This is a genomic window from Trinickia sp. Z7 (assembly GCF_056498045.1).
This window is the reverse complement of sequence record NZ_JAUEQW010000011.1, coordinates 1-26174: the sequence shown is the minus strand read 5'-3', so window position 1 is coordinate 26174 and position 26174 is coordinate 1. Positions and strand designations below refer to the sequence as shown.

Annotated in this window: 23 protein-coding genes and 1 tRNA gene; 17 read left to right on the top strand and 7 right to left on the bottom strand. The window is 65.0% G+C overall.

The features are described from left to right. Positions 1-21: 21 nt before the first annotated feature. Positions 22-1053, bottom strand: a complete 1032-nt coding sequence (locus QQS38_RS18355; RefSeq protein ID WP_479646778.1) for a CDP-6-deoxy-delta-3,4-glucoseen reductase — start codon at positions 1051-1053, stop codon at positions 22-24. A gap of 76 nt (positions 1054-1129) precedes the next feature. Here QQS38_RS18355 and QQS38_RS18350 point away from each other — a divergent pair, with 76 nt between their 5' ends. Beyond that, positions 1130-2212, top strand: a complete 1083-nt coding sequence (locus tag QQS38_RS18350; RefSeq protein ID WP_479646777.1) for an NAD-dependent epimerase/dehydratase family protein — start codon at positions 1130-1132, stop codon at positions 2210-2212. On the opposite strand, the gene QQS38_RS18345 is transcribed toward QQS38_RS18350, so the two are convergent. The 3 genes from QQS38_RS18345 to QQS38_RS18335 form a co-directional block, all read right to left on the bottom strand. Beyond that, positions 2205-2393 carry a hypothetical protein gene (locus tag QQS38_RS18345; RefSeq protein ID WP_479646776.1) on the bottom strand — a complete coding sequence of 63 codons (189 nt, stop codon included), beginning with the start codon at positions 2391-2393 and terminating at the stop codon, positions 2205-2207. The two genes, QQS38_RS18350 and QQS38_RS18345, sit on opposite strands and share 8 nt — an antisense overlap. A gap of 256 nt (positions 2394-2649) precedes the next feature. Continuing rightward, on the bottom strand, positions 2650-3372 hold the full coding sequence (locus tag QQS38_RS18340; protein WP_479646775.1) for a pseudouridine synthase: 723 nt from the start codon (positions 3370-3372) through the stop codon (positions 2650-2652). 74 nt (positions 3373-3446) lie between these two features. Continuing rightward, positions 3447-4343, bottom strand: a complete 897-nt coding sequence (locus QQS38_RS18335) for a LysR family transcriptional regulator (protein ID WP_479646774.1) — start codon at positions 4341-4343, stop codon at positions 3447-3449. 123 nt (positions 4344-4466) lie between these two features. On the opposite strand from QQS38_RS18335, the gene kdgD reads away from it, so the two are divergent. The 11 genes from kdgD to QQS38_RS18280 all read left to right on the top strand — a co-directional run bounded on the left by kdgD (position 4467) and on the right by QQS38_RS18280 (position 17390). Beyond that, the gene (gene kdgD / locus QQS38_RS18330) at positions 4467-5381 is read left to right on the top strand and encodes a 5-dehydro-4-deoxyglucarate dehydratase (RefSeq protein ID WP_479646773.1); all 915 of its coding nucleotides are present in this window, start codon (positions 4467-4469) and stop codon (positions 5379-5381) included. Between the two features lie 123 nt (positions 5382-5504). Then, the gene (locus QQS38_RS18325) at positions 5505-6872 is read left to right on the top strand and encodes an MFS transporter (protein ID WP_479646772.1); all 1368 of its coding nucleotides are present in this window, start codon (positions 5505-5507) and stop codon (positions 6870-6872) included. A gap of 97 nt (positions 6873-6969) precedes the next feature. After that, positions 6970-8355: an enolase C-terminal domain-like protein gene (locus QQS38_RS18320; protein WP_479646925.1), complete on the top strand. Its 1386-nt coding sequence runs from the start codon at positions 6970-6972 to the stop codon at positions 8353-8355. A gap of 99 nt (positions 8356-8454) precedes the next feature. Then, a complete protein-coding gene (gene gudD, locus QQS38_RS18315; protein ID WP_479646924.1) occupies positions 8455-9804 on the top strand; it encodes a glucarate dehydratase in 1350 nt (449 codons plus the stop codon). 29 nt (positions 9805-9833) lie between these two features. After that, complete coding sequence (gene garD, locus QQS38_RS18310) at positions 9834-11429, top strand: galactarate dehydratase (RefSeq protein ID WP_479646771.1); 1596 nt, start codon at positions 9834-9836, stop codon at positions 11427-11429. 1 nt (position 11430) lies between these two features. After that, positions 11431-12276 (top strand): NAD-dependent epimerase/dehydratase family protein, encoded by an 846-nt coding sequence (locus QQS38_RS18305; protein ID WP_479646770.1) that lies wholly within the window; start codon positions 11431-11433, stop codon positions 12274-12276. A 5-nt stretch (positions 12277-12281) separates the two neighbouring features. Continuing rightward, positions 12282-13205, top strand: coding sequence for an SMP-30/gluconolactonase/LRE family protein (locus QQS38_RS18300; protein ID WP_479646769.1), 924 nt, complete (start codon positions 12282-12284; stop codon positions 13203-13205). A gap of 85 nt (positions 13206-13290) precedes the next feature. Continuing rightward, positions 13291-14454, top strand: a complete 1164-nt coding sequence (locus QQS38_RS18295) for an ABC transporter substrate-binding protein (RefSeq protein WP_479646768.1) — start codon at positions 13291-13293, stop codon at positions 14452-14454. A 70-nt stretch (positions 14455-14524) separates the two neighbouring features. Then, on the top strand, positions 14525-15607 hold the full coding sequence (locus QQS38_RS18290; protein ID WP_479646767.1) for an ABC transporter ATP-binding protein: 1083 nt from the start codon (positions 14525-14527) through the stop codon (positions 15605-15607). Beyond that, positions 15604-16473, top strand: a complete 870-nt coding sequence (locus QQS38_RS18285; protein WP_479646766.1) for an ABC transporter permease — start codon at positions 15604-15606, stop codon at positions 16471-16473. Before QQS38_RS18290 ends, QQS38_RS18285 begins: the two co-directional genes overlap by 4 nt. Further along, positions 16473-17390: an ABC transporter permease gene (locus QQS38_RS18280; RefSeq protein ID WP_479646923.1), complete on the top strand. Its 918-nt coding sequence runs from the start codon at positions 16473-16475 to the stop codon at positions 17388-17390. The genes QQS38_RS18285 and QQS38_RS18280 overlap by 1 nt, the downstream gene beginning before the upstream one ends. Before the next feature lie 189 nt (positions 17391-17579). Here the strand turns inward: QQS38_RS18280 and QQS38_RS18275 are convergent. After that, positions 17580-17664: transfer RNA gene (locus QQS38_RS18275), tRNA-Leu, on the bottom strand. 396 nt (positions 17665-18060) lie between these two features. Here QQS38_RS18275 and QQS38_RS18270 point away from each other — a divergent pair. Beyond that, positions 18061-19971 (top strand): methyl-accepting chemotaxis protein, encoded by a 1911-nt coding sequence (locus QQS38_RS18270; RefSeq protein ID WP_479646922.1) that lies wholly within the window; start codon positions 18061-18063, stop codon positions 19969-19971. Between the two features lie 9 nt (positions 19972-19980). Here QQS38_RS18270 and QQS38_RS18265 read toward each other — a convergent pair whose 3' ends face one another. Beyond that, on the bottom strand, positions 19981-21147 hold the full coding sequence (locus QQS38_RS18265; protein ID WP_479646765.1) for an ABC transporter substrate-binding protein: 1167 nt from the start codon (positions 21145-21147) through the stop codon (positions 19981-19983). A 76-nt stretch (positions 21148-21223) separates the two neighbouring features. Next, positions 21224-22165, bottom strand: a complete 942-nt coding sequence (locus tag QQS38_RS18260; RefSeq protein WP_277431385.1) for a CysB family HTH-type transcriptional regulator — start codon at positions 22163-22165, stop codon at positions 21224-21226. A 208-nt stretch (positions 22166-22373) separates the two neighbouring features. On the opposite strand from QQS38_RS18260, the gene QQS38_RS18255 reads away from it, so the two are divergent. The 4 genes from QQS38_RS18255 to cysD all read left to right on the top strand — a co-directional run. Beyond that, complete coding sequence (locus tag QQS38_RS18255; protein WP_479646764.1) at positions 22374-24053, top strand: nitrite/sulfite reductase; 1680 nt, start codon at positions 22374-22376, stop codon at positions 24051-24053. A gap of 28 nt (positions 24054-24081) precedes the next feature. Then, positions 24082-24621, top strand: a complete 540-nt coding sequence (locus QQS38_RS18250; RefSeq protein WP_479646763.1) for a DUF934 domain-containing protein — start codon at positions 24082-24084, stop codon at positions 24619-24621. Next, the gene (locus tag QQS38_RS18245; RefSeq protein ID WP_479646921.1) at positions 24525-25379 is read left to right on the top strand and encodes a phosphoadenylyl-sulfate reductase; all 855 of its coding nucleotides are present in this window, start codon (positions 24525-24527) and stop codon (positions 25377-25379) included. The genes QQS38_RS18250 and QQS38_RS18245 overlap by 97 nt, the downstream gene beginning before the upstream one ends. A gap of 122 nt (positions 25380-25501) precedes the next feature. Further along, the coding region (cysD, locus tag QQS38_RS18240) for a sulfate adenylyltransferase subunit CysD (RefSeq protein WP_479646762.1) at positions 25502-26174 on the top strand (673 nt) is incomplete at its 3' end.

Below are 26174 nucleotides of genomic sequence, written 5' to 3'. Positions count from 1 at the left end.
CGCTGTCGTATTTTTTTCTCATCAAACGGCGTTGACGAGGTCGACCTCGCTCGTGAACGAATCGGCGTAGAACTCGTCCGCCGGCAGTTTGTGATGAGCGGTGAAATCGCGCTGGGCCGATTCGACCATCACCGGCGCGCCGCATGCATAGACCTGGTAACCCGACAAATCGGGCAAATCCTCGATGACGGCACGATGCACGAAGCCGGTACGGCCGGTCCAGTTATCGCTCGGATCCGGTTCCGACAGCACCGGGACGAACTTGAAATTCGGGTGATCCTTGGCCCAGCCTTCGGCAAGCTCGAGCATGTAGAGATCCTTCTTGCGGCGGGCGCCCCAGTAGAGCGTGATCGGGCGTTCGACGTTCTTGAAGAACGCGTGCTCGGCGATGGCTTTGATCGGGGCAAAGCCGGTGCCCGAAGCGAGCAGGACGATCGGTTTGTCGGAATCTTCTCGCAGGAAGAACGTGCCGAGCGGACCTTCGAAGCGCAGGATGTCGCGCTCCTTCATCGTGTTGAAGACGTGATCGGTGAACACGCCGCCCGGCATGTGACGGATATGCAACTCGATCGGGCCTTCTTGATTGGGGGCGCTCGCCATCGAATAGCTGCGGCGCTTGCCGTCCTTCAGAATGAACTCGACGTACTGCCCCGCGAGGTATTGCAGCCGCTCGTTCGCCGGCAATTGCAGCTTGAGCACGATGACATCGTCGGCGCGGCGCTCGAGCGCGTTCACGCGGCAGGGCAGTTTCTTGACTTGCACGTCGCCTACGCCCGCGATTTCGCGCACGTCGATGACGAGGTCGGACTGGGCCGTGGCGCAGCAAAAGAGCGCCATCCCGCGCGTTTTCTCATCGTTCGAAAGCGCCGACGACGAGTGCGAGCCCTGCTCGATTTCACCCGAGACGACCGAGCCTTTGCACGAGCCGCATGCGCCGTTTTTGCAGCCGTACGGAACCCCGACGCCTTGGCGCAAGGCCGCGGTGAGCACGGGTTCGTCGGGTTCCACTTGAAATTGCCGGCCGCTTTGCCGGATCGTCACGTTGTATGCCATAGCTCGATCGAAACAAAAAACCAAAAAACCGTGGAGGCAAGGCGCGCGGCGCGGTTGACCGCTACAATGCGCGCACATGAACGCCACACGAATCTTGCGCCGGCCCCGCGTGCTGATCGTCGGGTGCGGCGATGTCGGACTGCGATGCGCAGAGCGCCTGCTCGCGCACGCCGTGCAAGCGCGCGTCTTCGCGCTCACGACACGCCTTGACCGCGCCGCGACCCTGCGCGCACACGGGCTCACGCCGATCGTGGGCGATCTCGATGCGCCGCGCAGCCTGCGCCGGTTGGCGGGGCTCGCGCGCACCGTCCTGCACCTCGCACCGCCGCCGTCGAGCGGCGCCGACGATCCGCGCACGCGCGCGTTGATCGCGGCGCTCGGCGCTCGAAAGCGCCACCGGGCGGCGTTTCCGGCCGCGCTTGCGGTGGGCCCGTTGCGCAAACGCTGCGCAGCATCGCGCGGGCCCGTATCGCGGCGCTCGGCGCTTGGCACGCCCTTGCCGCACATCCGCGGTATTGTACCCGAGGCCCTTGGTGCGGCCGACCTGCGCGCGCCTATACGTCTTGTCTATGCGAGCACGACCGGGGTTTATGGCGATTGCGCGGGCGCGCTGATAGACGAAACGCGGCCGGTGCGCCCGGCCACCGCGCGCGCGAAGCGGCGCGTGGCGGCCGAGCGGCGGCTGCGGCAAGCCAACGTGCGCGGCACGACGGCCGCGAGCATCGTTCGCATTCCCGGCATCTATGCGCGCGACCGGCTGCCGCTCGCGCGCATCGAGCACGGCAAGCCTGCATTGAGCGAAGAGGACGATGTCTATACGAACCACATCCATGCCGACGATCTTGCCGCGATCATGCTGCGCGTGGCGCAATGCGGGCGGATCGGGCGCGTCGTTCATGCATCGGACGACACCGTGCTGAAAATGGGCGCTTATTTCGATCGCGTAGCCGATGCGTTCGGCTTGCCGCGTGTGCCGCGCATTACGCGCGAGGCGGCCGAGCGCACGCTCGATCCGATGGTGCTCTCTTTCATGCGCGAATCTCGGCGTTTGTCCAACACCCGCTTGAAGCGCGAGTTGCGCTTCGCGCTGCGCTACCCGTGCGTCGACGTATTTTTGCGCGCCGTTGCACAGGAGCCGGGCGCCTCTGACGCTAAATGAGCGCGGGCAACGCCTCTAGCAGCAGAAAGCACAGCAGCGCGCCGAGCAACGCGCCGATGAGGTTCGGATGGTATCGGCGCCGAACATGCATGACGGCCAGCAGCGCGCCGATGAGAATCGCGCCAAGCGCGGCGAACGCAAGCACGACGTACGAGATCTCGAACGTACTGTTGATGACCACTGCAGCCTCCCCTGCAAAGCTCCTTTTTGGCAGACAACGCGTGCCGGCGCGGGTCCGCCTCGTTTGAGGCCAGTATAGGCGCGGGGCGTGCGCAGCCCCATAGGGGGCGGACCCGATATGGCTGGGCATTGGCGTGGGTTCGTGCGTTGACGCACCTTCGGCGCGTGCGTCGTGAGCGCGGGCGGGGTATCGCAAGCCGCGCATCGGCGATTAGACGGCGCCTATGGCGCCTGTCGCCGCACCTGGGCGAGCCGCGTTACGCAGGCGCTGGGCTCGATGCGCCGCGCAGCGCTTGCAGCTGTTTTTCGTCGAGCCATTGCCACGCACCCGGAGCAAGGTCTTCGGGTAGCGCCAGCATGCCGATTCGCGCGCGGTGCAACGCCTCGCAACGGTTGCCGGCCGCGGCGATCATGCGTTTGACCTGGTGGTATTTGCCCTCGTTGACGGTGATTTCGAGCTGCATTTCATCCCGCATCGCTGCGGCGGCGGCCGCGATCGGGGCTGTTTCGCCATGCAGCAGCACGCCATCGCGCAGCGCTTGCAATTGACGCTCGTCGAGCGGGTGCCTCGTCGTGGCGAGATAGGTCTTCGGAACCTTGCGCTTGGGAGAGGTGTACGTGTGAACGAATTGACCGTCGTCGGATAGCAACAGCAGGCCGGTGGTGTCTTCGTCGAGGCGGCCGACGCACTGCATGCCGCGTGCCGCGAGTTGCGGGGGCAACAAGCTGAACACACTGGGGTGATGCTGCGGCTCGCGCGAACATTCGTATCCGGCTGGTTTGTTGAGCATCGCATAGGCGCGCTCGCGATACCGCCACGGGGCGCCATCGACCTCGAAGGTGAGGTCCTCCACCGCGAAATCGGCGTCGGCATCGAGGCAGACGCCGCCGGCCACCGCCACACGCGCTTGCACGATCAAAGCGCGGCATTGGCGCCGCGAGCCGAAGCCTTGAGTGAACAGAATGCTTTCGAGGTTCATGGCGTACGTCGATCCACAATGGCCGCGATTGTACGCTGTGCCGCTGCCGCTGCCGCAGGCCAACGCCGCGCGCCTTACCGCGCGCGCGCCACGGCTTTCTGCAAATCGTCCTTCAAGGCGTCGAACACCGGATTGTCGTTGTCCTTGCGATAAACGAAGCGCAACTCGACCGGCTTGAGCGGCGTCGTGCGCACCGGCCGGTACGTGACCCCCTTGAAGTGGAGCATGGCCGCCGCCGCGGGGATCAACGCCACCCCGATGCCAGCCCGCACGAGCGCGAGCATCGAATGGATCTGGCTCACGTATTCCACGATGTCGGGCAACACTCCCGCGCGCTCGAGCAGGGCGCTGACGAGCTGATGGAAATAGCGCGCCTCGTAGGGCGAATACATTAGCAAAGACCGCCCCTCGCAATCGGCGAGCGTGGGCCGCGCGGGCCACTCTTTCGCCGCGGCCGCCGGCAAGGCCAGCACGAGCGCATCGTTGGGACAGGGCCGATCGACGAGTTCGCCGTGCTCGACGGGCGGGCGCAGCAGTCCGAAGTCGATTTCCCGCGAATCCAAGGCCTCCAACTGCGCGCCGCTCACCATTTCCTTGAGCGTGAGCCTAACACCCGGCGAAGCCGCCCGCACTGCGCTCACGAGCGCCGGCAGGACACCGTAGCCGACCGATGCGGTAAAGCCGATCGCCAGCGTGCCCGATGAGCCCGCCGCTACGCGGCGCGCGGTGGCCGCGGCCTCGTCGGCCAGGCGCAAGATGCGCGCGGCGTCGGGCAAAAAGCTACGGCCCGCGGCCGTGAGCTTGACCGAGCGGCTCGAGCGGGCGACCAGCTCGGTGCCGACCTGATGCTCGAGCAGCCGGATTTGCCGCGACAGCGGCGGCTGCGTCATATGAAGCCGCTCGGCGGCCCGGCCGAAATGGAGTTCTTCGGCCACGGCGACGAAGCAGCGGAGGTGGCTCAGTTCGAACATCGATACAAAACCTGAATCAATCGAAACATTCGTTATCTTGGACGTGAATCGTTCGCGGTGCAAGAATCGGCGCATTGCATTTCATCACTCAACGCTTTCTTGCGCTTCGTTGCGCCGCCCGCCATGTCACGTTACACGCCCACCGAATTCGCCCGCCAAATCGGCACCGGTCTGCTTTCCTTCCCCGTCACCCATTTCAAGGACGATTTCTCGTTCGACGACGCCGCTTACCGCGCCAATCTGGACTGGTTGTTCAGCCACCCGGCCGCCGGCCTTTTCGCCGCGGGCGGCACGGGCGAATTCTTTTCGCTGACGCTGGGCGAAGTCGAGCGCGTCGTGCGCGCGGCCGTCGAGCAGACGGGCGGGCGCGTGCCCGTGATCGCACCGGCGGGCTACGGCACGGCGATGGCAACGCAGTTGTGCGCATCGGCCGAGGCGGCCGGCGCCGACGGTATCTTACTGTTGCCGCCGTACCTGACCGAAGCGCCTGCCGACGGCCTCGCGGCTCATGTCGAACAAGTGTGCAAATCGACGCGCCTGGGCGTGATCGTCTACAACCGCGCCAACCAAGTGCTGGACGAAGTGGCGCTCGAGCGCCTGGCCGAGCGGTGCCCGAACCTCGTCGGCTTCAAGGACGGCGTCGGCGATCTCGAACTGATGACGCGTATATACGCGCGTTTGGGCGATCGCTTCACCTACGTCGGCGGCTTGCCGACGGCCGAGACGTTCGCGCTGCCGTATCTGACGCTTGGCGTGACGACGTACTCGTCGGCGATCTTCAATTTCGTGCCCCAGTTCGCGCTCGATTTCTACACTGCCGTGCGGGCGGGCGATCAGACGAAGGTCTATGCCGATCTGAAAAAGTTCGTGTTGCCCTACATCGCGCTGCGCAACCGCAAACGCGGCTACGCGGTGTCGATCGTGAAGGCGGGCATGAACGCGATCGGCCGTAGCGCCGGGCCGGTGCGCGCACCGCTGACCGATTTGACCGAAGCGGAACAGGCCGAGCTGAAGTCGCTCATCGCCCGCATCGCGTAGGCGTTGACTCACGTGACCGGCGCGCGCTCGGCGTGCGCCGACGAATAGAACCCGGGCCGTCGAGCCTGGACGAAAGACTCATCCGCGGCGCACATCAAGGGCGCTTGCGCGAAGGAGGGGACGATGCAAACCAAAACCACGACAGCGGGCGCGACGGCCGTGCCGCATGCCTCGCGCGCCACGCGCGTGCGCTACGTCGTTCTCGCGATGCTGTTCATCGCGACGACGATCAATTACGCCGACCGCGCGAGCATCTCGATCGCAGGCTCGGCGATGCAAAAGGACTTCGGCATCAGCGCCGTGTCGCTCGGCTATATCTTCTCGGCGTTCGGCTGGTCGTACGTGATCGCGCAATTGCCGGGCGGCTGGCTACTCGACCGATTTGGCTCGCGCCGCGTCTATGGCGCCAGCATTTTCCTCTGGTCGCTGTTCACCCTGTTTCAGGGCACCATCGGTTTTCTCGCAGGCGGGGCGGCAATCGCCGCGATGTTCGCATTGCGCTTTCTCGTGGGTTTCGCCGAAGCGCCCTCGTTTCCGGCCAACAGCCGCATCGTGGCCGCATGGTTTCCGGCCGATGAGCGCGGCACGGCATCGGCCATCTTCAATTCGGCGCAGTATGCGGCTACCGTCATCTTCGCGCCATTGATGGGCTGGCTCGTGCATTCGTTCGGCTGGCATTCGGTGTTCGTCGTGATGGGCGTGCTCGGGGTCGCCATGGCCCTCGCGTGGCGCATGTTCATGAGAGACCCGAAGGATCACCCGCGCGTGAATCGCGCCGAGATCGAGTACATCGAGGCGGGCGGGGGGCTCGTGGATCTGGACCGCGGCACGCGCGGCGCGTCCAAGCAAGGCCCCGACCTGCGCCATATCAAGCAGTTGCTGCGCAGCCGCATGCTGATGGGCATTTACCTCGCGCAGTACTGCATCAACGCGCTGACGTATTTCTTCATCTCGTGGTTTCCGGTCTATCTCGTGCAGGCGCGGGGCATGTCGATCCTCAAGGCGGGCTTCGTCGCGTCCGTCCCCGCCATCGCCGGCTTCTTGGGCGGCGTGCTCGGGGGCATCATTTCGGATGCGTTGCTACGGCGCGGCGCATCGCTCTCGCTCGCGCGCAAGTTGCCGATCGTCCTTGGCATGCTGCTGTCGATGAGCATGGTGATCTGCAATTACGTCGATGCGCAAGTGATCATCGTGGCCGTCATGGCGCTCGCATTCTTCGGCAAAGGGCTCGGCGCGCTCGGCTGGGCCGTCAACTCGGACACCGCGCCCAAGGAGATCGCCGGCTTGAGCGGCGCCTTGATGAATACGTTCGGCAATTTGTCGAGCATCACGACGCCGATCGCGGTCGGCTATATCGTCGGCCACACGGGATCGTTCAACGGCGCGCTCGTGTTCGTCGGCCTGCACGGCCTCGTCGCCTGCGTCTGCTATCTATTCGTGGTCGGGAAGATCGAGCGCGTGAAGCTCGCATCGGTCCCTTCGCCGAACTGATCGACCGCAGCGAATCGAATCGACAAGGAGAAGCACCAAGGTGGACCGGCAAACGACCGATTCCCTCACGCAAAGCGGCACGCCGCGCGTGACGAGCATGCGCGTGATTCCCGTTGCGGGCCGCGACAGCATGTTGCTCAATCTGTGCGGCGCGCACGCTCCGTTCTTCACGCGTAACCTCGTATTGTTGACGGACTCGGCCGGGCGCATGGGCGCCGGCGAAGTGCCGGGCGGCGAGGGCATTCGCGCGGCGCTCGAACGCATCGCCGCGCTCGTGATCGGCACCGAGCTCGGGCGCATGAACGGCACGCTCGATGCCGTACGCCGCGCGTTGGCCGGCGGCGGCGGCGAGGCGCATCGGGGCACCGTGTACGAAGTGGGTTCGCAAGCCGAGTCGGCCGTGCTGCGTCAGCCGCACGAAATCAACTTGCGCATGGACAACGTGCTGACGGCCGTCGAAGCGGCGTTGCTCGATTTGCTCGGCCAGTGCCTGGGCGTGCCGGTCGCGCAATTGCTCGGCGGCGGCCAGCAACGCGAGCGGGTGCCGGTGCTCGCGTACCTGTTCTATATCGGCGATCGCGCCAAAACCGACCTGCCGTACGTCGACGGTAGCGGCGAGCGCGACGACTGGCTGCGCTTGCGTCACGAGGCGGCGCTCACCCCCGCCGCGATCGCGCGTCTGGCCGAAGCGGCGACCGAGCGCTACGGGTTCGCCGATTTCAAACTGAAGGGCGGCGTGATGGACGGCGCCGAGGAGATGGAAGCGATCGCAGCGCTCAAGTCGCGTTTTCCGAACGCACGCGCGACGCTCGATCCGAACGGCGCATGGGCGCTCGACGAGGCTATCGCTCTGTGCCGCGGACAAGGTCACTTGCTTGCATACGCGGAAGACCCCTGCGGGCCCGAGCACGGTTACTCGGGCCGCGAGACGATGACCGAGTTCCGGCGCGCGACCGGTATTCGGACGGCGACGAACATGATCGCGACGGATTGGCGTCAATTGGGCCACGCGCTCGTGCTCGGCGCGATCGACATTCCGCTTGCCGATCCTCATTTTTGGACGATGCAAGGCTCGGTGCGCGTGGCGCAGTTGTGCAGTGAGTTCGGCCTGACATGGGGCTCGCATTCGAACAATCATTTCGATGTGTCGCTCGCCATGTTCACGCACGTCGCAGCCGCTGCGCCCGGGCCGATTACCGCGATCGACACGCACTGGATTTGGCAAGAAGGCGCCGAGCATCTAACGCGCGAGCCGTTTGCGATCGAAGCGGGGCAGGTGGCGGTGCCGGCCCGGCCGGGGCTGGGCATCGAGATCGATCTCGAGCGCGTCGAGCAGGCGCATGCGCTTTACCGATCGCTCGGCAACGGCGCACGCGACGACGCCGCGGCGATGCGCTATCTCGTGCCCGGCTGGACCTACGACCCGAAACGGCCGAGTTTCGGCAAAGCAGTGCGCGGCAGCGGCTCGAATGCTCGACGCTGAAGGCTGCGTTCGATGGCATTGAATTCGCTTCGACGCACACCTGCTTCGAAGCGGCGAGAACTTGAAATCGATGAGCAAGACGCAATGACGAATCAGACGATGCTTTCTCCTACCCAGACCACCCCCTCCACCCCGGTAGTGACGCGCATGCGCGTCGTGCCCGTGGCGGGGCGCGACAGCATGCTGCTCAATCTGAGCGGCGCCCACGGCCCCTTCTTCACCCGCAACATCGTCATTCTCGAAGATAGCAACGGGCGCACGGGCCTTGGCGAAGTGCCCGGCGGCGAGGCGATTCGGCGTACGCTGGAAGAGGCGAGCGCACTCGTGGTCGGCGCATCGCTCGGACGCTGGCAAGACGTGCTGAATCAGGTGCGCCGCCGCTTCGCCGATCGCGATGCGGGCGGCCGCGGCACGCAGACGTTCGACTTGCGCGTGACCGTGCATGCGGTGACGGCCATCGAGGCGGCGCTGCTCGATCTGTTGGGACAGCATTTGGAGGTGCCCGTCGCCGCGCTGCTCGGCGAAGGGCAGCAGCGCACGCACGTGCCGATGCTGGGCTATTTGTTCTACGTCGGCGAGCGCACGCGCACGCCGCTGAACTATCGCAGCGAGACCGATGCGGCCGATCCGTGGTTCCATCTGCGCAACGAGCCGGCGCTGACCCCCGAGGCTGTCGTGCGGCTGGCCGTGGCCGCGCATGAACGTTACGGGTTCCAAGATTTCAAGCTCAAAGGCGGCGTGCTGCCCGGCGAGGAGGAAATCGCGGCGGTGACCGCACTTGCCGAGCGTTTCCCCGATGCGCGCATCACGCTCGATCCGAACGGCGCGTGGTCGCTCGCGGAGGCGATTCGCTTGTGCCGCGGTAAAGACGACGTGCTAGCCTACGCCGAGGACCCGTGCGGCGCCGAGAACGGCTATTCGGGACGCGAGGTCATGGCCGAATTCCGGCGCGCGACGGGCCTGCGCACGGCGACGAACATGATCGCGACCGATTGGCGTCAGCTCGGCCATGCCGTGACGCTCGGCGCCGTCGACATTCCGCTCGCCGATCCGCATTTTTGGACGATGCGCGGTTCGGTGCGCGTGGCGCAGCTTTGCGCCGAGTGGGGCCTGACATGGGGCTCGCATTCGAACAACCACTTCGATATTTCGCTCGCGATGTTTACGCACGTCGCGGCCGCAGCGCCGGGTGAGATCACGGCGATCGACACGCACTGGATTTGGCAGGACGGTCAGCGCCTCACGCGCGAGCCTTTCGAGATCGAACAAGGACGAGTTGCCGTGCCCGCGCGTGGGGGCCTGGGCGTCGACCTCGACGAAGAAGCGCTTGCCGGCGCGCATGCGCTCTATCTCGAACATGGTCTGGGCAGCCGCGACGACGCGGCGGCGATGCAGTATTTGATTCCCGGCTGGACGTTCGACAACAAGCGTCCCTGCCTGGTGCGCTGAAAGCGCGTTAAACGATGAGGTCTTTCGCAATGTCTGCTTCAACTTCCGCGCCCGAACCGGCTACCGAGCGAGCGCTCACCATTCGCCTCGACGATCGCGACAACGTTGCGATCGTCGTCGATGCGCGCGGTCTCGCGGCAGGATCGGTGCTCGACGATGGTACCGTGCTCGCGCAGGCCGTGCCGCAAGGCCATAAAGTCTCGCTGGCCGATCTGGCGCAGGGCGATGCGATCGTGCGCTATGGCGAGATCATCGGTTATGCGACCAAGCCGCTCGCGCGCGGCAGCTGGGTGGACGAAAACGCGGTGCAATTGCCGCAGCCGCCGGCGCTCGACGCATTGCCGCTCGCCACGCGCAAAGCGCCGGACCTGCCCAAGCTCGAAGGTTACACGTTCGAAGGCTATCGCAACGCCGACGGCACCGTCGGCACGAAGAACGTGCTCGGCATCATGACGAGCGTGCAGTGCGTCGCGGGCGTGACCGAGTACGTGGTGGGGCGCATCAAGCGCGAGTTGCTTCCGCGTTATCCGAACGTGGACGACGTGGTGGCGCTCACGCATACCTACGGGTGTGGCGTCGCGATCAACGCGCCGGCGGCGATCGTGCCGATCCGCACGCTGCAGAACCTCGCCGTCAACCCGAACTTCGGCGGCGAAGTGATGGTGATCGGCCTGGGTTGCGAAAAGCTCGTGCCCGAGCGGCTCGTCCCCGCCAAGCTCGCGCCGGGCGGACGCATCCCGATCGAGGTCGCGGGCAGGCCGCAATCGCCGGTGCTGTCGCTGCAGGACGAGGCGTACGAGGGATTCGGCGAGATGGTCGATGCGATTCTCGAGATGGCCGACGAGCGGCTTGCACGCTTGAACGAGCGTCGCCGCGAAACCTGTCCCGCATCGGATCTCGTGATCGGCGTGCAGTGCGGGGGCAGCGATGCGTTTTCCGGCGTGACGGCCAACCCCGCGGTCGGCTTTGCGGCCGATCTGATCGTGCGTGCGGGCGGCACGGTGATGTTCTCGGAAGTGACCGAAGTGCGCGACGCCATCCATTTGCTGACGCCGCGCGCAGTGGATGAAGAGGTGGGCCGTGCGCTGTTGCGCGAGATGGCCTGGTACGACGACTACTTGAGCGGCGGGCGCGCCGATCGCAGCGCGAATCCATCGCCCGGCAACAAGCGCGGCGGGCTCTCCAACGTGGTCGAGAAAGCGCTCGGTTCGATCGTCAAATCGGGCACGAGCCCCATCGTGGACGTGCTCGGCCCCGGCGAAAGAATGCGCCGCAAGGGCCTCATCTTTGCGGCGACGCCTGCCAGCGACTTCGTTTGCGGCACGCTGCAACTCGCCTCGGGCATCAACTTGCAGGTCTTCACGACGGGCCGCGGTACGCCTTACGGCTTGGCGATGGCGCCCGTGATCAAGGTGTCGACGCGCAAGTCGCTGTCCGAGCGTTGGTACGACCTCATCGACCTCGACGCGGGCCGCATCGCGACGGGGGAGGCGAGCATCGCCGATGTCGGCTGGGAGCTCTTCCACATGATTCTGGAGGTGGCGAGCGGGCGCCGCCAGGTGTGCGCGGACAAGCTCGGCTTGCATAACGATCTCGTGCTGTTCAACCCCGCGCCGGTGACCTGACATGACGCAAACGTCCCACATCGTCGATCCCTTGGACGGCGTTCGCACACACTGCGGCCGCATCTTGTTGACGGGCGCCGCGGGCGGGCTTGGCCGCGTGCTGCGCGAGCGGCTGCGGCGTTATGCCGATGTGCTGCGCGTATCCGACATCGCGCCGGTGGGCGATCCGCGCGAAGGCGAGGAAGCGATCGTCTGCGATCTAGCCGATACGGCGGCCGTCGATGCGCTCGTTGCCGGGGTGGACGTGATCGTGCATCTGGGCGGCGTGTCGGTCGAGCGCCCGTTCGAAGAAGTGCTGCCGGCCAATATCCAAGGCGCCTACAACGTGTACGAAGCTGCGCGCCGCCATGGCGTACGTCGCGTCGTATTTGCAAGTTCGAACCATGTGACCGGCTTTTATCGGCAAGGCGAAGTCATCGGTGCGACGGCCGCGCCGCGACCCGATAGCTACTACGGCTTGAGCAAGGCGTTCGGCGAACAGCTGGCGCGTTTCTACTTCGATCGCTACGGCATCGAAAGCGTGTGTGTGCGCATCGGCTCATCGTTTCCCCAACCGAAGGATCGCCGCATGCTGTGCACCTGGCTCGGCTACGACGATCTCGAACAGCTCGTTCGGCGCGCCATGTTCGTGCCGAAGGTGGCTTGCACGATCGTCTATGGCGTGTCGCGCAACCGCGATAGCTGGTGGGACAACGCGCAGGCCGCCCTACTCGGTTATGTGCCGGCGCAGTCGAGCGAGCCGTGGCGCGAGCGCGTCGAGCGCGAGCAGCCGCCACTTTCCGACGACGACCCCGTTCGCCTGTTCCAAGGCGGGGCGTTCGTCACGGCCGGGCCTTTCGGAGGCTGACCGCCATGGCAGCCACGACATCGATCGAACGAATCGGCGAGATGCGCTGCGGTGTCGGCGAGAGCCCGATTTGGCATCCGGCTGAGGGCGCGCTCTATTGGAGCGACATCGTCGGCCGCACGCTGTGGTGCTGGGAAGCGAGCACCGGTCATACGCACTCGTGGGCGCTGCCCGAGATGGCGGGCTCGTTCGCGTTGCTCGCGCAAGGCGGGATCGCGCTGGCGATGGAGACCGGCGTGTATCTCATGGCGCAGCCCACGCCCGGCGAGCCGATGACGAGCGCGGGCTGCTTGGCGAAGGTCGCGCACGCGGCGCACGACATGCGGTTCAACGATGGGCGCTGCGATCGGCAAGGACGCTTCATCGCCGGGACGATGGTGCGCGATATGGCGCTGGCCTGCGCCGCGGGGCGTCTGTATCGGCTCGATGCGGGGCGGCATAAGCTGCATGTGCTCTGCGACGACCTGATCGTGCCGAACGGGCTCGCGTTCAGCCCCGACGGCCGCACGATGTATCTGTCCGACTCGCATCCGAGCCGGCGCGTGATCTGGTCGTTCGATTACGACGTCGACGACGGCGTGCCGCACGGCCGGCGCGTATTCGTCGAGATGCCCGCGGCGTCGCACCTGGGCCGCCCCGACGGCGCGGCGGTCGACGCGCAAGGATGCTATTGGATCTGCGGCAACGACGCGGGCCTCGTGCATCGCTTCACGCCGTCGGGCAAGCTCGATCGCAGCATCGAAGTGCCGGTCGCCAAGCCTGCGATGTGCGCGTTCGGCGGCGCGCAGTTGGATACGCTGTTCGTCACGTCGATCCGAATCGAAGGCGATGCCCTCTCGGGCGCCACGTTCGCGCTCGATGCCGGCGTCAAAGGATTGCCGGAGCCGATGCTGCGGCTGCCGAGCGATGCGTCGAAGGCGGGAGGGTAGCGGGCGGGCAAGCAAGTAGAAGCAGGCAAGCAGGCGGCAACAGGAATCTACGAAACGGGGAATCCCGATAACCTTTGGAGGAGACATGGCAGATTCAACTATCGCGCGTCGTATCGGCCGCATCGCTGCGGCGCTCGGTTTTTCGATGGTGGCGACGGCGAGCTTCGCCGCGCCGGTGTCGCTGAACATCGTCGACGTGGCGGGCAACCTCGCGCTGACGAAAGACGGCTTCGAGGCGTTCAAGGCGAAGTATCCGAACCTGGTCGGCAACATCACGTACACGAACGCACCGGCGCCGCAGTTGCCGGGCAAGATCAAGGCGATGCAGTCGGCAGGCCGCTCGGATATCGATCTCGTGCTGACGGGCACCGATGCGCTCGCCGCGGGCATCGAACAGAAGCTGTGGCAGAAACTGCCGGAGAAGCTGATCGCCGATGCGAACGGCAGCTACGCGCCCGGCCCGCTGGAAATGGAAAAGCTCGCACAAGGCTACGGCCTCGAAGTGACGTTCATGCCCGCGGGTCCGCTCATCGAGTACAACCCCGACAAGGTGCAGAAGGACCAGGTGCCGAAGACGCCTGAGCAACTGCTGTCGTGGTGCAAGGCGCATCCGAACAAGCTCATCTACGCACGCCCGGCGAACTCGGGCCCGGGGCGCACGTTCCTCATGGGCCTGCCGTACGTTCTCGGCGACAAGGACCCCTCCGATCCGATCAACGGCTGGGACAAGACCTGGGCGTTCCTCAAGCAGCTCAACGAATGCGTGCCGTACTACCCGGGCGGCACCTCGGCCGTCATGAAGGAGCTCGGCGAGGGCACGCGCGACATGACGGTGACGGTCACCGGCTGGGACATCAATCCGCGCGCCCTCGGTATCGTGCCCGCGAACTTCAGGGTGCAGGCGTTCGACAACATGAAGTGGGTCAACGATGCGCACTACATGGTGATCCCGAACGGTGTGCCCAAGGAGAAGGTCGACGTCTTGCTCAAGATGATGGCGTTCATGCTCGAGCCGGCGCAGCAAGCCATGACCTACGACGACGGGTACTTCTATCCGGGGCCGGCGATCAAGGGCTTGACGGCGTCGAACGCACCCGAGAAGAGCCGCTTGGTGATCGAGAAGTACGGCCGCCCCGAATACGGCGCATGGATGGCGAAGTTCCCGAACGTGCAGCCGTTGCCGGCCGACAAGATGGTCGCCGCGTTCCAGAAATGGGACCGTGAAGTGGGCGCCCAAAAGACGAAGTAAGCAACGCAAGCGAAATGCATGTGGCCGGGTGAGCCGGCCACATGCCGAGAGGTCCGTTAGGAAATTCATCATGAAGCATACATTCGATCGGTTGCGCCTCAGTTCGGTCCACCGCAGCTTTGCGAACGCGCAGGGCGAGCACGTCGCTGCGCTCAAAGGCCTCGACCTCGATATCGAACGCGGCGAGTTCATCGCGTTGCTCGGGCCGTCCGGGTGCGGCAAGTCCACGGCGTTGAACTGCATTGCCGGCTTGCAGCCGCTCACGGGCGGCGAGATTTGGCTCGACGACAAGCGCATCGACGTATTGCCGCCCGAGCGGCGCGGCTTTGGGATGGTGTTCCAGAACTACGCGCTGTTTCCGCACATGTCGGTGCTCGAGAACGTCGGCTTCGGCTTGAAAATGCGCGGCACGCCCAAGAGCGAGATCGAACAGCGCGCCCGCGCGGCGCTGCAGCTCGTGCAGCTCGTCGGGCACGAAAGCAAATTGCCGGGGCAACTGTCGGGCGGTCAGCAGCAGCGCGTTGCGATTGCGCGCGCTATCGTCATCGAGCCGCCCGTCGTGCTGATGGACGAGCCGCTGTCGAATCTGGACACCAAGCTGCGAATCGAGATGCGCGCCGAGATCCGGCGCATTCACGGCGGCCTGGACCGGGCGACGATTTATGTGACGCACGATCAGGACGAAGCGCTATCGATGGCCGACCGCATCGTGGTGATGAAGGAAGGCGTGGTTCAGCAAGTCGCCTCGCCCAAGGAGGTCTACTGCCGCCCGAAGAATCTGCATGTCGCCCGCTTCATGGGCTACCGCAACGTGCTGCCGTGCGTGCTCGAGCGCGCGGCCGGGGAAGCCGTGGAAGTGTCGGCCAGCGGCGTGCACTTCGTCGGCACGCCCATGGAAGCGCTCGACAGCAAGCAAGCGGTGATTGCGATTCGTCCCGACGATCTCGTGCGTGCGGAAGCAGGCACGCGCAATGCCTTCGAGGTGCACGTCGATGTCGTGGAATACGGCGGCCGCGATTCGCTGCTGCTCGTCACCGCGCCGTTCGGCAAGCTGTGGGCTCGCGTGGAAGGGGAGTTTGCGCAAGGCGAGCGCGTGACGCTCGCGATCTCGACCGAGCGCGCGCTGGTCTACCGTCAAGAGGTCGCATCATGAGCGCACTGACGCTGTCGGGGCCGCGCGACGTGAAGGGATGGCTCGTCACGCCCGCGCTCGGGTTCATCGTCGCACTGTTCATTTATCCGTTCGCCTACGGCCTCATGCTGTCGTTCGAGCCGATGAACGGCGGGGGACTCTTCGCCAACTACCGGACGTTTTTCACCGATAGCGCGATGTGGCCGACGATCTTCGTGACGCTGAAGCTAGCGGTCCCGGCCACGCTGATCAACGTGGGTCTTTCGGTGCCCGTCGCATTTTCGTTGCGCCGCAAGTCGCCTTATCAGAAGCTCGCGACGACCTTGCTCGTGATTCCGATCACGCTCGGCACGGTGCTCATCGCCGACGGCATGCTGACGTATTTCTCGCCGAACGGTTGGTTTCCGCAGGCGGTGCAAGCGTTGCATCTATACGGCGACGAAGTGCGGCTCACCCATAACTACTGGGGTGTGCTCATTTCGTTGATCGTATCGGGCTTTCCTTTCGCGTTTCTGCTCACGCTCTCGTACGTGACGGGGATCGACCCGACGCTCGCGCGCGCGGCGGCGACGCTCGGCGCGAGCCCGTGGCAGCAGTTCAAGCAAATTTATTTACCGTTGCTCGTGCCGGGGCTGACCATGGCCGCGTGCTTGTCGTTCGTGCAAGCGTTCTCGGTGTTTCCATCGGCGGTGCTGCTCGGCTCGCCGGCCGGACCGACGCGCGTGATGTCGATCGCGGCGTCCGAGGCGGCGTTCGAGAGCTACGATTACTCGCTTGCTTCGACGATCGCCATCGTGATGGGCTTCGTGCAATTGATCGTCGTGGCCGGCATGCTCGGCGCGCGCCGGTTCTTCTATACCGGTCCCGTGACGGGAGGAAAGGGATGATGGCAACCGATAATCAAGGCGCTCGCGTGCTGCCGATGGCCGAGCCGCGTAGCGGCAGCGGCGCCTCGAACGCTCGCCCGAGCAAGCACGCCGAAGGCATCGGCAGCCGTCTGTGGCGTGCGCTGGTCTGGGGCGTCATGGGCTTCTTTCTGCTCAACGTCGTGCTGCTGATCGCGACCGTGGCCGTCAACTCGATCGGCACGCGCTGGTTCGGCACGCTGCTGCCGCAAGGGTTCACGCTGCATTGGTACGCGCAAGCATGGAGCGACTTTCAGCTTGCGAGCGTGTTGCGCGTGACGATGGAAGTGGTCGGCGCGGTCGTGTTCTTGTCGATCGCACTGGGTGTGCCGGCCGCCTACGCACTCGCGCGGGCGAACTTCCCCGGCAAGCGGATCGCCATGCTCACGTTCCTGCTGCCGCTGATGGTGCCGCCCGTGACGTACGGCATTCCAATGGCGACCGTGATGTACAAGGTGGGCTTGGCGGGTACGCTGACCGGGGTGATCCTTGCCAATCTCGTGCCCGCGTTGCCGTTCGTCATTCTGGTGATGACGCCGTTCATCGAGCAGATCGACCCGAATCTGGAAGCCGCCGCGCGCATCTTCGGCGCGAATACGCTGCGCTACTTTCGCCACGTGCTGCTGCCGCTGCTCGTGCCCGGCATGCTTGCCGCGGGATTGCTCGTGCTGGTGCGCACCATCGGGATGTTCGAGTTGACGTTCTTCACGGCAGGGCCGGACACGCAGACGCTCGTCGTGGCGCTGTACTACGCCGTGTTCTCGACGGGGGTGCGTGCGCCGCAATCGATCGATGCGATGGCAATGATCTATATGGCCATCACGCTCGTGTGGGTGCTGATCGCGTTGCAGTTCGTGAGCCCGACGCAGCTCGTGTCGCGGGTGAAGGAGCAGCGCTGAGCTGCATGGCGCAGCGCCGGATGAACCTCGTCCGGCGCTTCCATGCGCGTTTTCCGGGTTTGCACGGCGACGGCTGATGCCTCGCCCAACTGGCGTCGCTTACGGAGGGTGTCGTCTGCAAACGCATCTCGCGCGCCGAACGCAAAAAAGCCGCACGCCCTGAGGGGTGCGGCTTTTTTGCTTGAATAATGGTGCCCGGGGTCGGACTCGAACCGACACGCCTTGCGGCGGGGGATTTTGAGTCCCCTGCGTCTACCTGTTTCACCACCCGGGCGAGCATCGACACCAGCAAGTGCCGACAGCAAGACGGCGATTATGGCCGAAATTGGACCGTCTGACAAGATCCCCTGCCATCGCCCGCATCGAACCGATTTCGGACACGAACCGAGCGGTGCAGGCAAGGCCCCGCGTCCCCCTCTACGGACTCTCTACCGAACCTGCTGAACCTCGCGGAACACACGCTCGCGCGCTTATGCCGCATGCCCGTCGGACGCTTTTTCTTTCTCCTTTTCCCGTTGATTCACGTCAATCGGCAGAAACCCGCTCGCGCGTATCGTCAGCGCAAAGATCGATCGCTTGCCCACTCACAAGCGACGCGAGCGTCGGGCACTGGGTCCGACGCCGGATATTTCGGGGGAAAGTCGTGATTCGCGCAGTCTTTACGCCAGGAATGGCATTGATGGGACGCATGAGGATGCCCAAAAAGCTCCTCGTGCTGGCGCTGCTGTTCATCGCACCGTTATCGGCGACGCTGTTCATTACGCTGAATTCGGCCTTGAGCGCCTATGCGTCGACGCGCAGCGAGCGCGAAGGACTGGCGCTGCTCGCCACGACTCAGCAGTGGCTCAAGGCCGTGCAAGTGCGCCGAGGCGCCGGGGCATCTGTCCTAGCGGGCAATGCCGGCTTGCGCGCCGCATTCGATTCGGCGAGCGCCGACGCCGATGCCGCGCTCGCGCAACTCACGGCGCAAGCCAGCGCTAACGACCGGTTCGACGTGCGACGCGAGGTCAAAACCCTCGGCGAACGATACGCGCTACTATCGGCCGCGGGCCTGAACGTATCCGGCGCGGACCTGTTCGAGTCGCATACGGGCTTCGTGCACGCATTGTTTGCATTCGAACGCGATCTCACCGCCAAATCGAAGCTTGCGACCGACCCCGACGCTTCCGATGCGGCTCTCATCGAAGCGGTCGCCTTCGCGCTGCCGAACGCCGCCGAAACCGTAGGCGTGACCCGCGGCAAGGGCGCCGCGGCATTGAGCGCGGGCCAACTCACCGAGCTCGACAAAGGTGTGTTGGCAACGCGCGCAGCGATGCTCGACGAAGAGAGCGCGGCGCTGACGCACGCGGTCGCCGGCATGCATCTCGCGCAGGACGACCGCGCAGGGGCGGCGGCAATGGCGGCCATCGACTTCGGCGCGTTCGACACGTTCCGCCGTACCGTGGCGGCGCTTGCTCGCGACGGTGCGGGTTCCAACGACGCGAAGACGTTCTTTCAACAAGGCACGCTAGCCATCGCCGGACTGTACCGCACTCATGCCGAGCTTTCGAGCGTGGTTCGCGCCCGGCTCGTTGCGCGCGAAGGCCGCGCGCGCAACGAGGTCATCGCACTGTCGCTGCTCAGCGCGGTCTCCGTTGCATGCGCACTCTATCTGTTTGCGGCATTCGCATTGCGCACGCACAAGGACATCGCGGCGCTGTCCGCCTCGTTGAGCGCGATCGGCGCGGGCGACCTGCGCGCGACGCTCGCCGTTCAGGGCCAGGACGAATTGGCGTTCATCACACACCGGCTCAACGAAGTCGTCGCCGCGTGGACGCGCACGATTGCCGCGACGCGCGAGGCCGCGCGGTCCGTGCTCGTCGGAAGCGGCGAAATCGCGACGGGGAACCAGGACCTGTCGCAGCGCACGGAGACGCAGGCGGCATCGCTGCAGGAAACGGCGGCCAGCATGGAGGAACTGACTTCGACCGTGCGTCACAACGCGGCCAATGCCGCGAGCGCCAACAAGCTCAGCGCGGAAGCGGCCGGCCGGGCTTCGGAGACGGGCGCGATCGTGACTTCAGCCGTCGACTTGATGAAGCAAGTTCATGACGGCTCGAACCGCATGGTCGAAATCGTCTCGGTCATCGAAGGGATCGCCTTTCAGACCAACATTCTCGCGCTGAACGCCGCGGTCGAAGCCGCACGGGCGGGCGAGCAGGGCAAAGGGTTCGCCGTCGTGGCGGGAGAAGTGCGCGCACTGGCGCATCGCAGCGCGGACGCCGCAAAGGACGTGAAGGCGCTCATTCACACCTCGATCGAACGCGTGACGGGAGGCTCCGCCCTGTTCGTCCAAGTCGACGACGCCATCCGCGCCGTGATCGATTCGATCGCGCGCGTCGACCGCATCGTGGGCGATATAGCCGATGCCTCGGTGCAACAGAGCGACGGCATCGAGCAAGTCAACATCGCCATCGCGCAGATGGACGATGTGACGCAGCGCAACGCCGCGCTCGTCGAGCAATCGGCGGCCGCGAGCGCGTCGCTGAGAGAGCAAGCCGAACGCATGGAGCAGATGGTCGCGCGGTTTCAGCTTGCATGATCGCGGCGCTTACTGGCTCAGGTAGACGAACTTGCCGCCCTTGACGATGCCCATCACGCTAGCGCGCTGATCGAGCCCGACGTGATCGCTCGCGCTCGTGTCGACGATGCCGTTCGGCACTACGAGGTCACGAGCCTGCTCGAGGGCAGTGCGCAGCGCCGTGCGAAATGCTTCGGTGCCGGGCTTGGCCGTCTTCAAAGCCCGTGCGACGGCATCCTGAAGCCGCGGATAGACGCCTGCCGCGTCGCCCGCGAACTGCGTCACGCTATCGGGCCCGTATTTCGCCTCGTAGGCGCTCACGAACGCCAGCGCCGCCTTCTTCGCCGGATGGTCTGCCGGCAGCGTGCGCGCCACGACGACAGGCTGCGTCGGGAACAACGTGCCCTCGACGTCTTTACCGCCCAGCTTGATGAAAGCGGGCGTGGCGATACCGTGCGTCTGGTAGATCGGCCCTTTGAAGCCGCGCTCGATCAACTCGCGCTGCGGCAGCACGGCGGGCGTGCCCGCACCCGCGACCAGAATCGCATCGGGCCGCGCAGCCATTAGCTTGAGCACCTGGCCGGTCACGCTCGAATCGGTACGGTTGTAGCGCTCGGTCGCGACGATTTCGATGTGCCGCAATTTCGCGAAGGTCGAAAACTCCTTGAGCCAACTGTCGCCATAGCTGTCGGCGAACCCGACGAAGCCGACGCGCTTCACGCCGTGATTGGTCATGTAGCGCGTCATCACGTCGGCCATCGCGCTGTCGGTTTGCGCCATCTTGAACGCCCAGACGCGTTTGCCTTCCTGCGGCTCGACCACGCTTGCCGAGCCGATCAGCGTGATCATGGGCGTGTGCGACTCGGCCACGACGTCGAGCGCGGCGAGCGCCGCCGGGGTGACGTTCGGCCCTACGACCACATCCACGTGATCCTCGTTGATCAGTTTGCGGATATTTCGCACGGCCGCACCCGGGTCGGACCCGTCGTCCAGCACGATGTATTGCGCAGGTTGCCCGGCGATCGTCTTGGGCCACATCAGCATCGCATTCTTGCTCGTGATGCCGATGACGGCCGCCGGGCCTGTCGTCGACAAATCGATGCCGACTTTGATGTCGGCGTAAGCCGGGGCGGTCGCCGCCGCGCCGGCGAGCGCGAAAGCCGCGAGCGCGCGGCGCAAGAGTGCGTTCAAGGCCATGCCATGGTCTCCAGAGGGAAGGGTTGCCCAGCCCATGCGCGCGGGCTCGGCGTTGTTCGACTGCTGCGCAATCGGGTCAAAGTTCGTAGCTCTCGTGCTCGCCCTTGAGCGCTTGCTCGATGAGCTTGCGGTTGAGCGTCGGCGAGAGCAGTTCGACGAGCGTATAGACGTAGCTGCGCAGGTAGGCGCCTTGTTTGAGCGCGACGCGCGTCAGGTTGCTGCCGAACAAGTGTCCGACCGGCATCGCCCGCAAATGGCGATCGCGCTCGGCGTTGAAGGCGATATCGGCCATGATGCCGACGCCCAGGCCCAGTTCGACGTAAGTTTTGATGACGTCGGCGTCGATGGCCTCGAGCACGATGTCGGGCGAGAGCGAGCGCAGCGCGAACGCCTGATTGATCTTGGTGCGGCCCGCGAACGCATTGTCGTAAGTAATGAGCGGATATTGGGCCAGATCCTCGAGCGATAACTGCTTGCGTTGCAGCAGCGGATGGTCCGCGGGCATGACCGCCACATGGTGCCACTGGAAGCAGGGCAGCGAAACGAGCTCCTTATAGGAGGCGATCGCCTCGGTGGCCACCGCGATATCCGCTTGGTCGTGCATCACCATCTCGGCCACCTGCGTGGGGCTGCCTTGCAAGATCGACAGGTGAACCTTCGGGAACCGCTTCTTGAATTCGGCGATCGCGCCGGGCAGCGAGTAACGCGCCTGAGTGTGGGTGGCGGCGATCACGAGGTTGCCTTGATCCTGCGCAGCGAAATCCTTGCCGATCCGCTTTAGGCTCTCCACCTCCTGCAAGATGCGCTCGACCGACGCCAAAATGATGCGGCCCGGCTCCGTCAAAGACCGCACGCGCTTGCCGTGGCGGGTGAAGATTTCGACCCCCAATTCGTCTTCGAGCTCGATGATCGCCTTGGAGACGCCCGGCTGCGAGGTGTACAGCGCCTTGGCGGCCTCGGTCAGATTGAAGTTTTGGCGTACCGCCTCGCGCACGAACCGAAATTGGTGCAGGTTCATTTATAACCCTACCGGCATAAGGAAAGAATTTTTTAGTCGTTTGAAATATAAGGGCAGTTTATTACGATCGACGGACGTTTTTCAATATGCATAGCTGTTTTTGTCATTAGCACATGCGTGAACGGCCCGAGGATCGGCCCGCCGCATGGGTCGATAGCGATTCGGGCGCCGCGAACGAGCGCGGCGCGACACAACCTGGGGTCCCCGAATGTATCAATACGATCAGTACGACCAGACCATCGTCGACGAGCGCGTCGCGCAGTACCGCGACCAAGTCCGCCGCCGCTTGTCGGGCGAATTGAGCGAGGACGAGTTCCGTCCGCTGCGGCTGCAGAACGGCCTTTACATGCAGCGCCACGCCTACATGCACCGTATCGCGATCCCGTACGGCAACCTGCGCAGCGACCAATTGCGCATGCTGGGGCACATCGCCCGCAAGTACGACCGGGGCTATGGCCATTTCTCGACGCGCACGAACATCCAGTACAACTGGATCCGCCTCGAGGACACGCCCGATCTGCTGGCCGATCTCGCATCGGTGCAAATGCACGGCATTCAGACCTCGGGCAACGACATTCGCAACATCACGGCCGATCAGTTCGCCGGCGTCGCGCCCGACGAGATCGTCGATCCGCGTCCGTGGGCGGAAATTCTGCGTCAGTGGTCCACGTTCCACCCCGAATTCAGCTGGCTGCCGCGCAAGTTCAAGATTGCCGTGTCGGCTTCCAAGGAAGACCGGATCGCGGTCCAGATCCACGATCTGGGCGTTTACCTGACGAAGAATGAAGCGGGCGAGGTCGTCTGCTCGATTCTCGCGGGCGGCGGCTTGGGCCGCACGCCGATCCTCGGGGCGATCATTCGCGAAAACCTGCCCTGGCAGCATCTGCTCACGTATTGCGAGGCGGTGCTGCGCGTCTACAACCGGTTCGGCCGCCGCGACAACTTGTTCAAGGCGCGCATCAAGATTCTCGTCAAGGCGCTCGGGCCCGCGAAGTTCGCGCAGCAGGTCGAGGAGGAATGGCAGCATCTGAAGGACGGCCCCTCGACGCTCACGCAAGCCGAATACGATCGCGTCGCGCAGTACTTCAAGCCGCCGCCGTACGAGAAGCTCTCGGATACCGACGCCTCGTTCGAAAAGCATCTGCTCGAAAACCGCGCGTTCGCGCGTTGGATCGAGCGCAACATGCGTCCGCACCGCGTGCCCGGCTACGCCGCGGTGACGCTGTCGCTCAAGCCGGCCAAGGGCGCGCCCGGCGATGCGACTGCCGAGCAGATGGAGGCGGTCGCTGATTGGGCCGATCAGTATTCGTTCGGGGAAATCCGCGTTTCGCACGAGCAGAATCTGATTCTCGCCGATGTGAAAAAGCGCGATCTGTACGCGTTATGGGAAGCGGCGAAGAAGCAGGGTTTCGCGACGCCGAATCTCGGCTTGCTGACCGATATCATCGCGTGCCCGGGCGGCGATTTCTGCTCGCTCGCCAACGCGAAATCGTTGCCGATCGCCCAGGCGATCCAAGACCGCTTCAACGATCTCGATTACGTCTACGATCTCGGCGATCTGTCGCTGAACATCTCAGGTTGCATCAACTCGTGCGGGCATCACCACGTGGGCAACATCGGCATTCTCGGCGTCGACAAGGACGGTTCCGAGTGGTACCAGTTGACGCTGGGCGGCGAGCAGGGCACCGGGGCGACCGGCGCGCACTTGGGCCGTGTGATCGGCCCGTCGTTTGCGGCGGATGAAATGCCCGACGTGGTGACGAAAGTGATCGATACCTTCGTCGAGAACCGCATCGACGGCGAGCGCTTCATCGATACCTACAATCGAATCGGCATCGCGCCGTTCAAGGAACGCGTCTACGCGTCGCGCCAACCGGCGCACGCGTGAGCATCGGGCGAGTGAGGGATTTTTGCAGATGACTTCGATTATCAAGAACCGGGCAGTGGTGGCGGACGACTGGACCGTCGTGCGCGCGTCCGACGATGGCGCGCTGCCCCAGGTCGACGCGTTGCCGGCGGGCCGGGTGCTCGTGCCGTTCGCGCTCTGGAAAGAAGCGCGCGAGGCGCTCCTCGCAGCGCGCGCGAAAGATGCGCTGGGCGTCTGGCTCGCGCCCGACGATGAGCCGGCCGATCTCGTCGCCGATTTCGACGAGATCTCGTTAATTGGTGTGGATTTCCCCGTGTTTCGCGATGGCCGCGGCTATAGCACGGCGCGGCTGTTGCGCGAGCGTTATGGCTGGCGCGGCGAGTTGCGCGCGATCGGCGACGTGCTGCGCGATCAGCTGAACTTCATGGCGCGCTGCGGGTTCGACGCGTTCGCCGTGCGCGCCGACAAAGACATTCACGATGCCCTGCGCGCATTCGAGGAATTCTCGGTCAAGTATCAAGGCGCTTTCGACACGCCGCAGCCGCTGTTTCGCCGCCGCGCGGCCCTTGCCACGGAGTCGCAGACATGAGCCAGGACCGGACCCCGGCCGCGGCCGAACTGGATGCGGCGCTGCAGGCGAAAATCGATCGCCTCCACGCGTTCGTCGACGAAATCGCCACACGTCACGCGAAGATCAAGCTGGCGAGCAGCTTGGCGGCCGAGGACATGGTGCTCACGCATGCGATCTTGTCGCGTGCGTTGCCGATCGGCATTTTTTCGTTGAATACGGGCCGCCTGCACGCCGAGACGCTGGAGATGATCGATCGCATTCGCGCGCGTTACGGCTACGAGATCGAGCAGTTTCATCCGCAAGCCAGCGCCGTCGACGAGTACGTCGAGACGCACGGCCTGAACGCCTTCTATGAAAGCGTCGAATTGCGCAAGCGCTGCTGCGAGATTCGCAAGGTCGAGCCGTTGAACCGCGCGCTCGCCGGCGTGGATGCGTGGGTCACGGGCCAGCGTCGCGAGCAGTCGGTCACGCGTGCCGAACTGCACGAGCAGGAACACGATGCCGCCCGCGACATCGCCAAGTACAACCCGCTTGCAGATTGGAGCGAGGGCGAAGTCTGGGCGTATCTCAAGCTATACGACGTGCCGGTCAATCCGCTGCACGCGCGCGGGTATCCGAGCATCGGCTGCGAACCTTGCACGCGCGCGGTGCGCCCGGGCGAGGATAGCCGGGCGGGCCGGTGGTGGTGGGAGTCGCGCGATTCGAAAGAGTGCGGGCTGCATGTCACGACGCTGCAGTTCGCACCCGGCGCCGCGCAACCGTCGACCCAGGCTTGAACCGCTCCCGAGGCAGCACCCCGATAGCATCCGCATCAGCAGCATCCGAGCGCCGTGACGGCCGGCTCGAGCGCACCGGCGCCGAGCGACGGACACGGGCAAACGATAGGAAACCGTTAAACATGAGCACGATTCTCGAACCTTCCGCGACGACCCCGCTCACGGTCACGACCACCCGCATGGACCACCTCGACTGGCTCGAGGCGGAATCGATCCACATCCTGCGCGAGCTCGTGGCCGAATGCAGCAAGCCGGCGTTGCTGTTCTCGGGCGGCAAGGATTCGGTGGTGGTGCTGCATCTGGCGCTCAAGGCGTTCGGCCTGGGGGCGAACCGCAAGACGTCGCTGCCGTTTCCGCTGGTGCACATCGATACGGGTCACAACTATCCCGAAGTGATCGACTTTCGCGATCGCCGCGCCGAGCAGATCGGGGCGCAATTGGTCGTGGGCCAGGTGGAGGATTCGATCCGGCGCGGCACGGTGCGCCTGCGCCGCGAGACCGATTCGCGCAATGCCGCGCAGGCGGTGACGCTGCTCGAGACGATCGAGGCGCACGGTTTCACGGCGATGATCGGCGGGGCGCGCCGCGACGAAGAGAAGGCGCGCGCCAAGGAGCGCATCTTCTCGTTTCGCGACGAGTTCGGCCAGTGGGACCCCAAAGCGCAGCGCCCGGAGCTCTGGAGCGTGTACAACGCGCGCTTGCACAAGGGCGAGCACCTGCGCGTGTTCCCGATCTCGAACTGGACCGAGCTGGACATCTGGCAATACATCGCGCGCGAAGGGCTCGAGCTGCCCT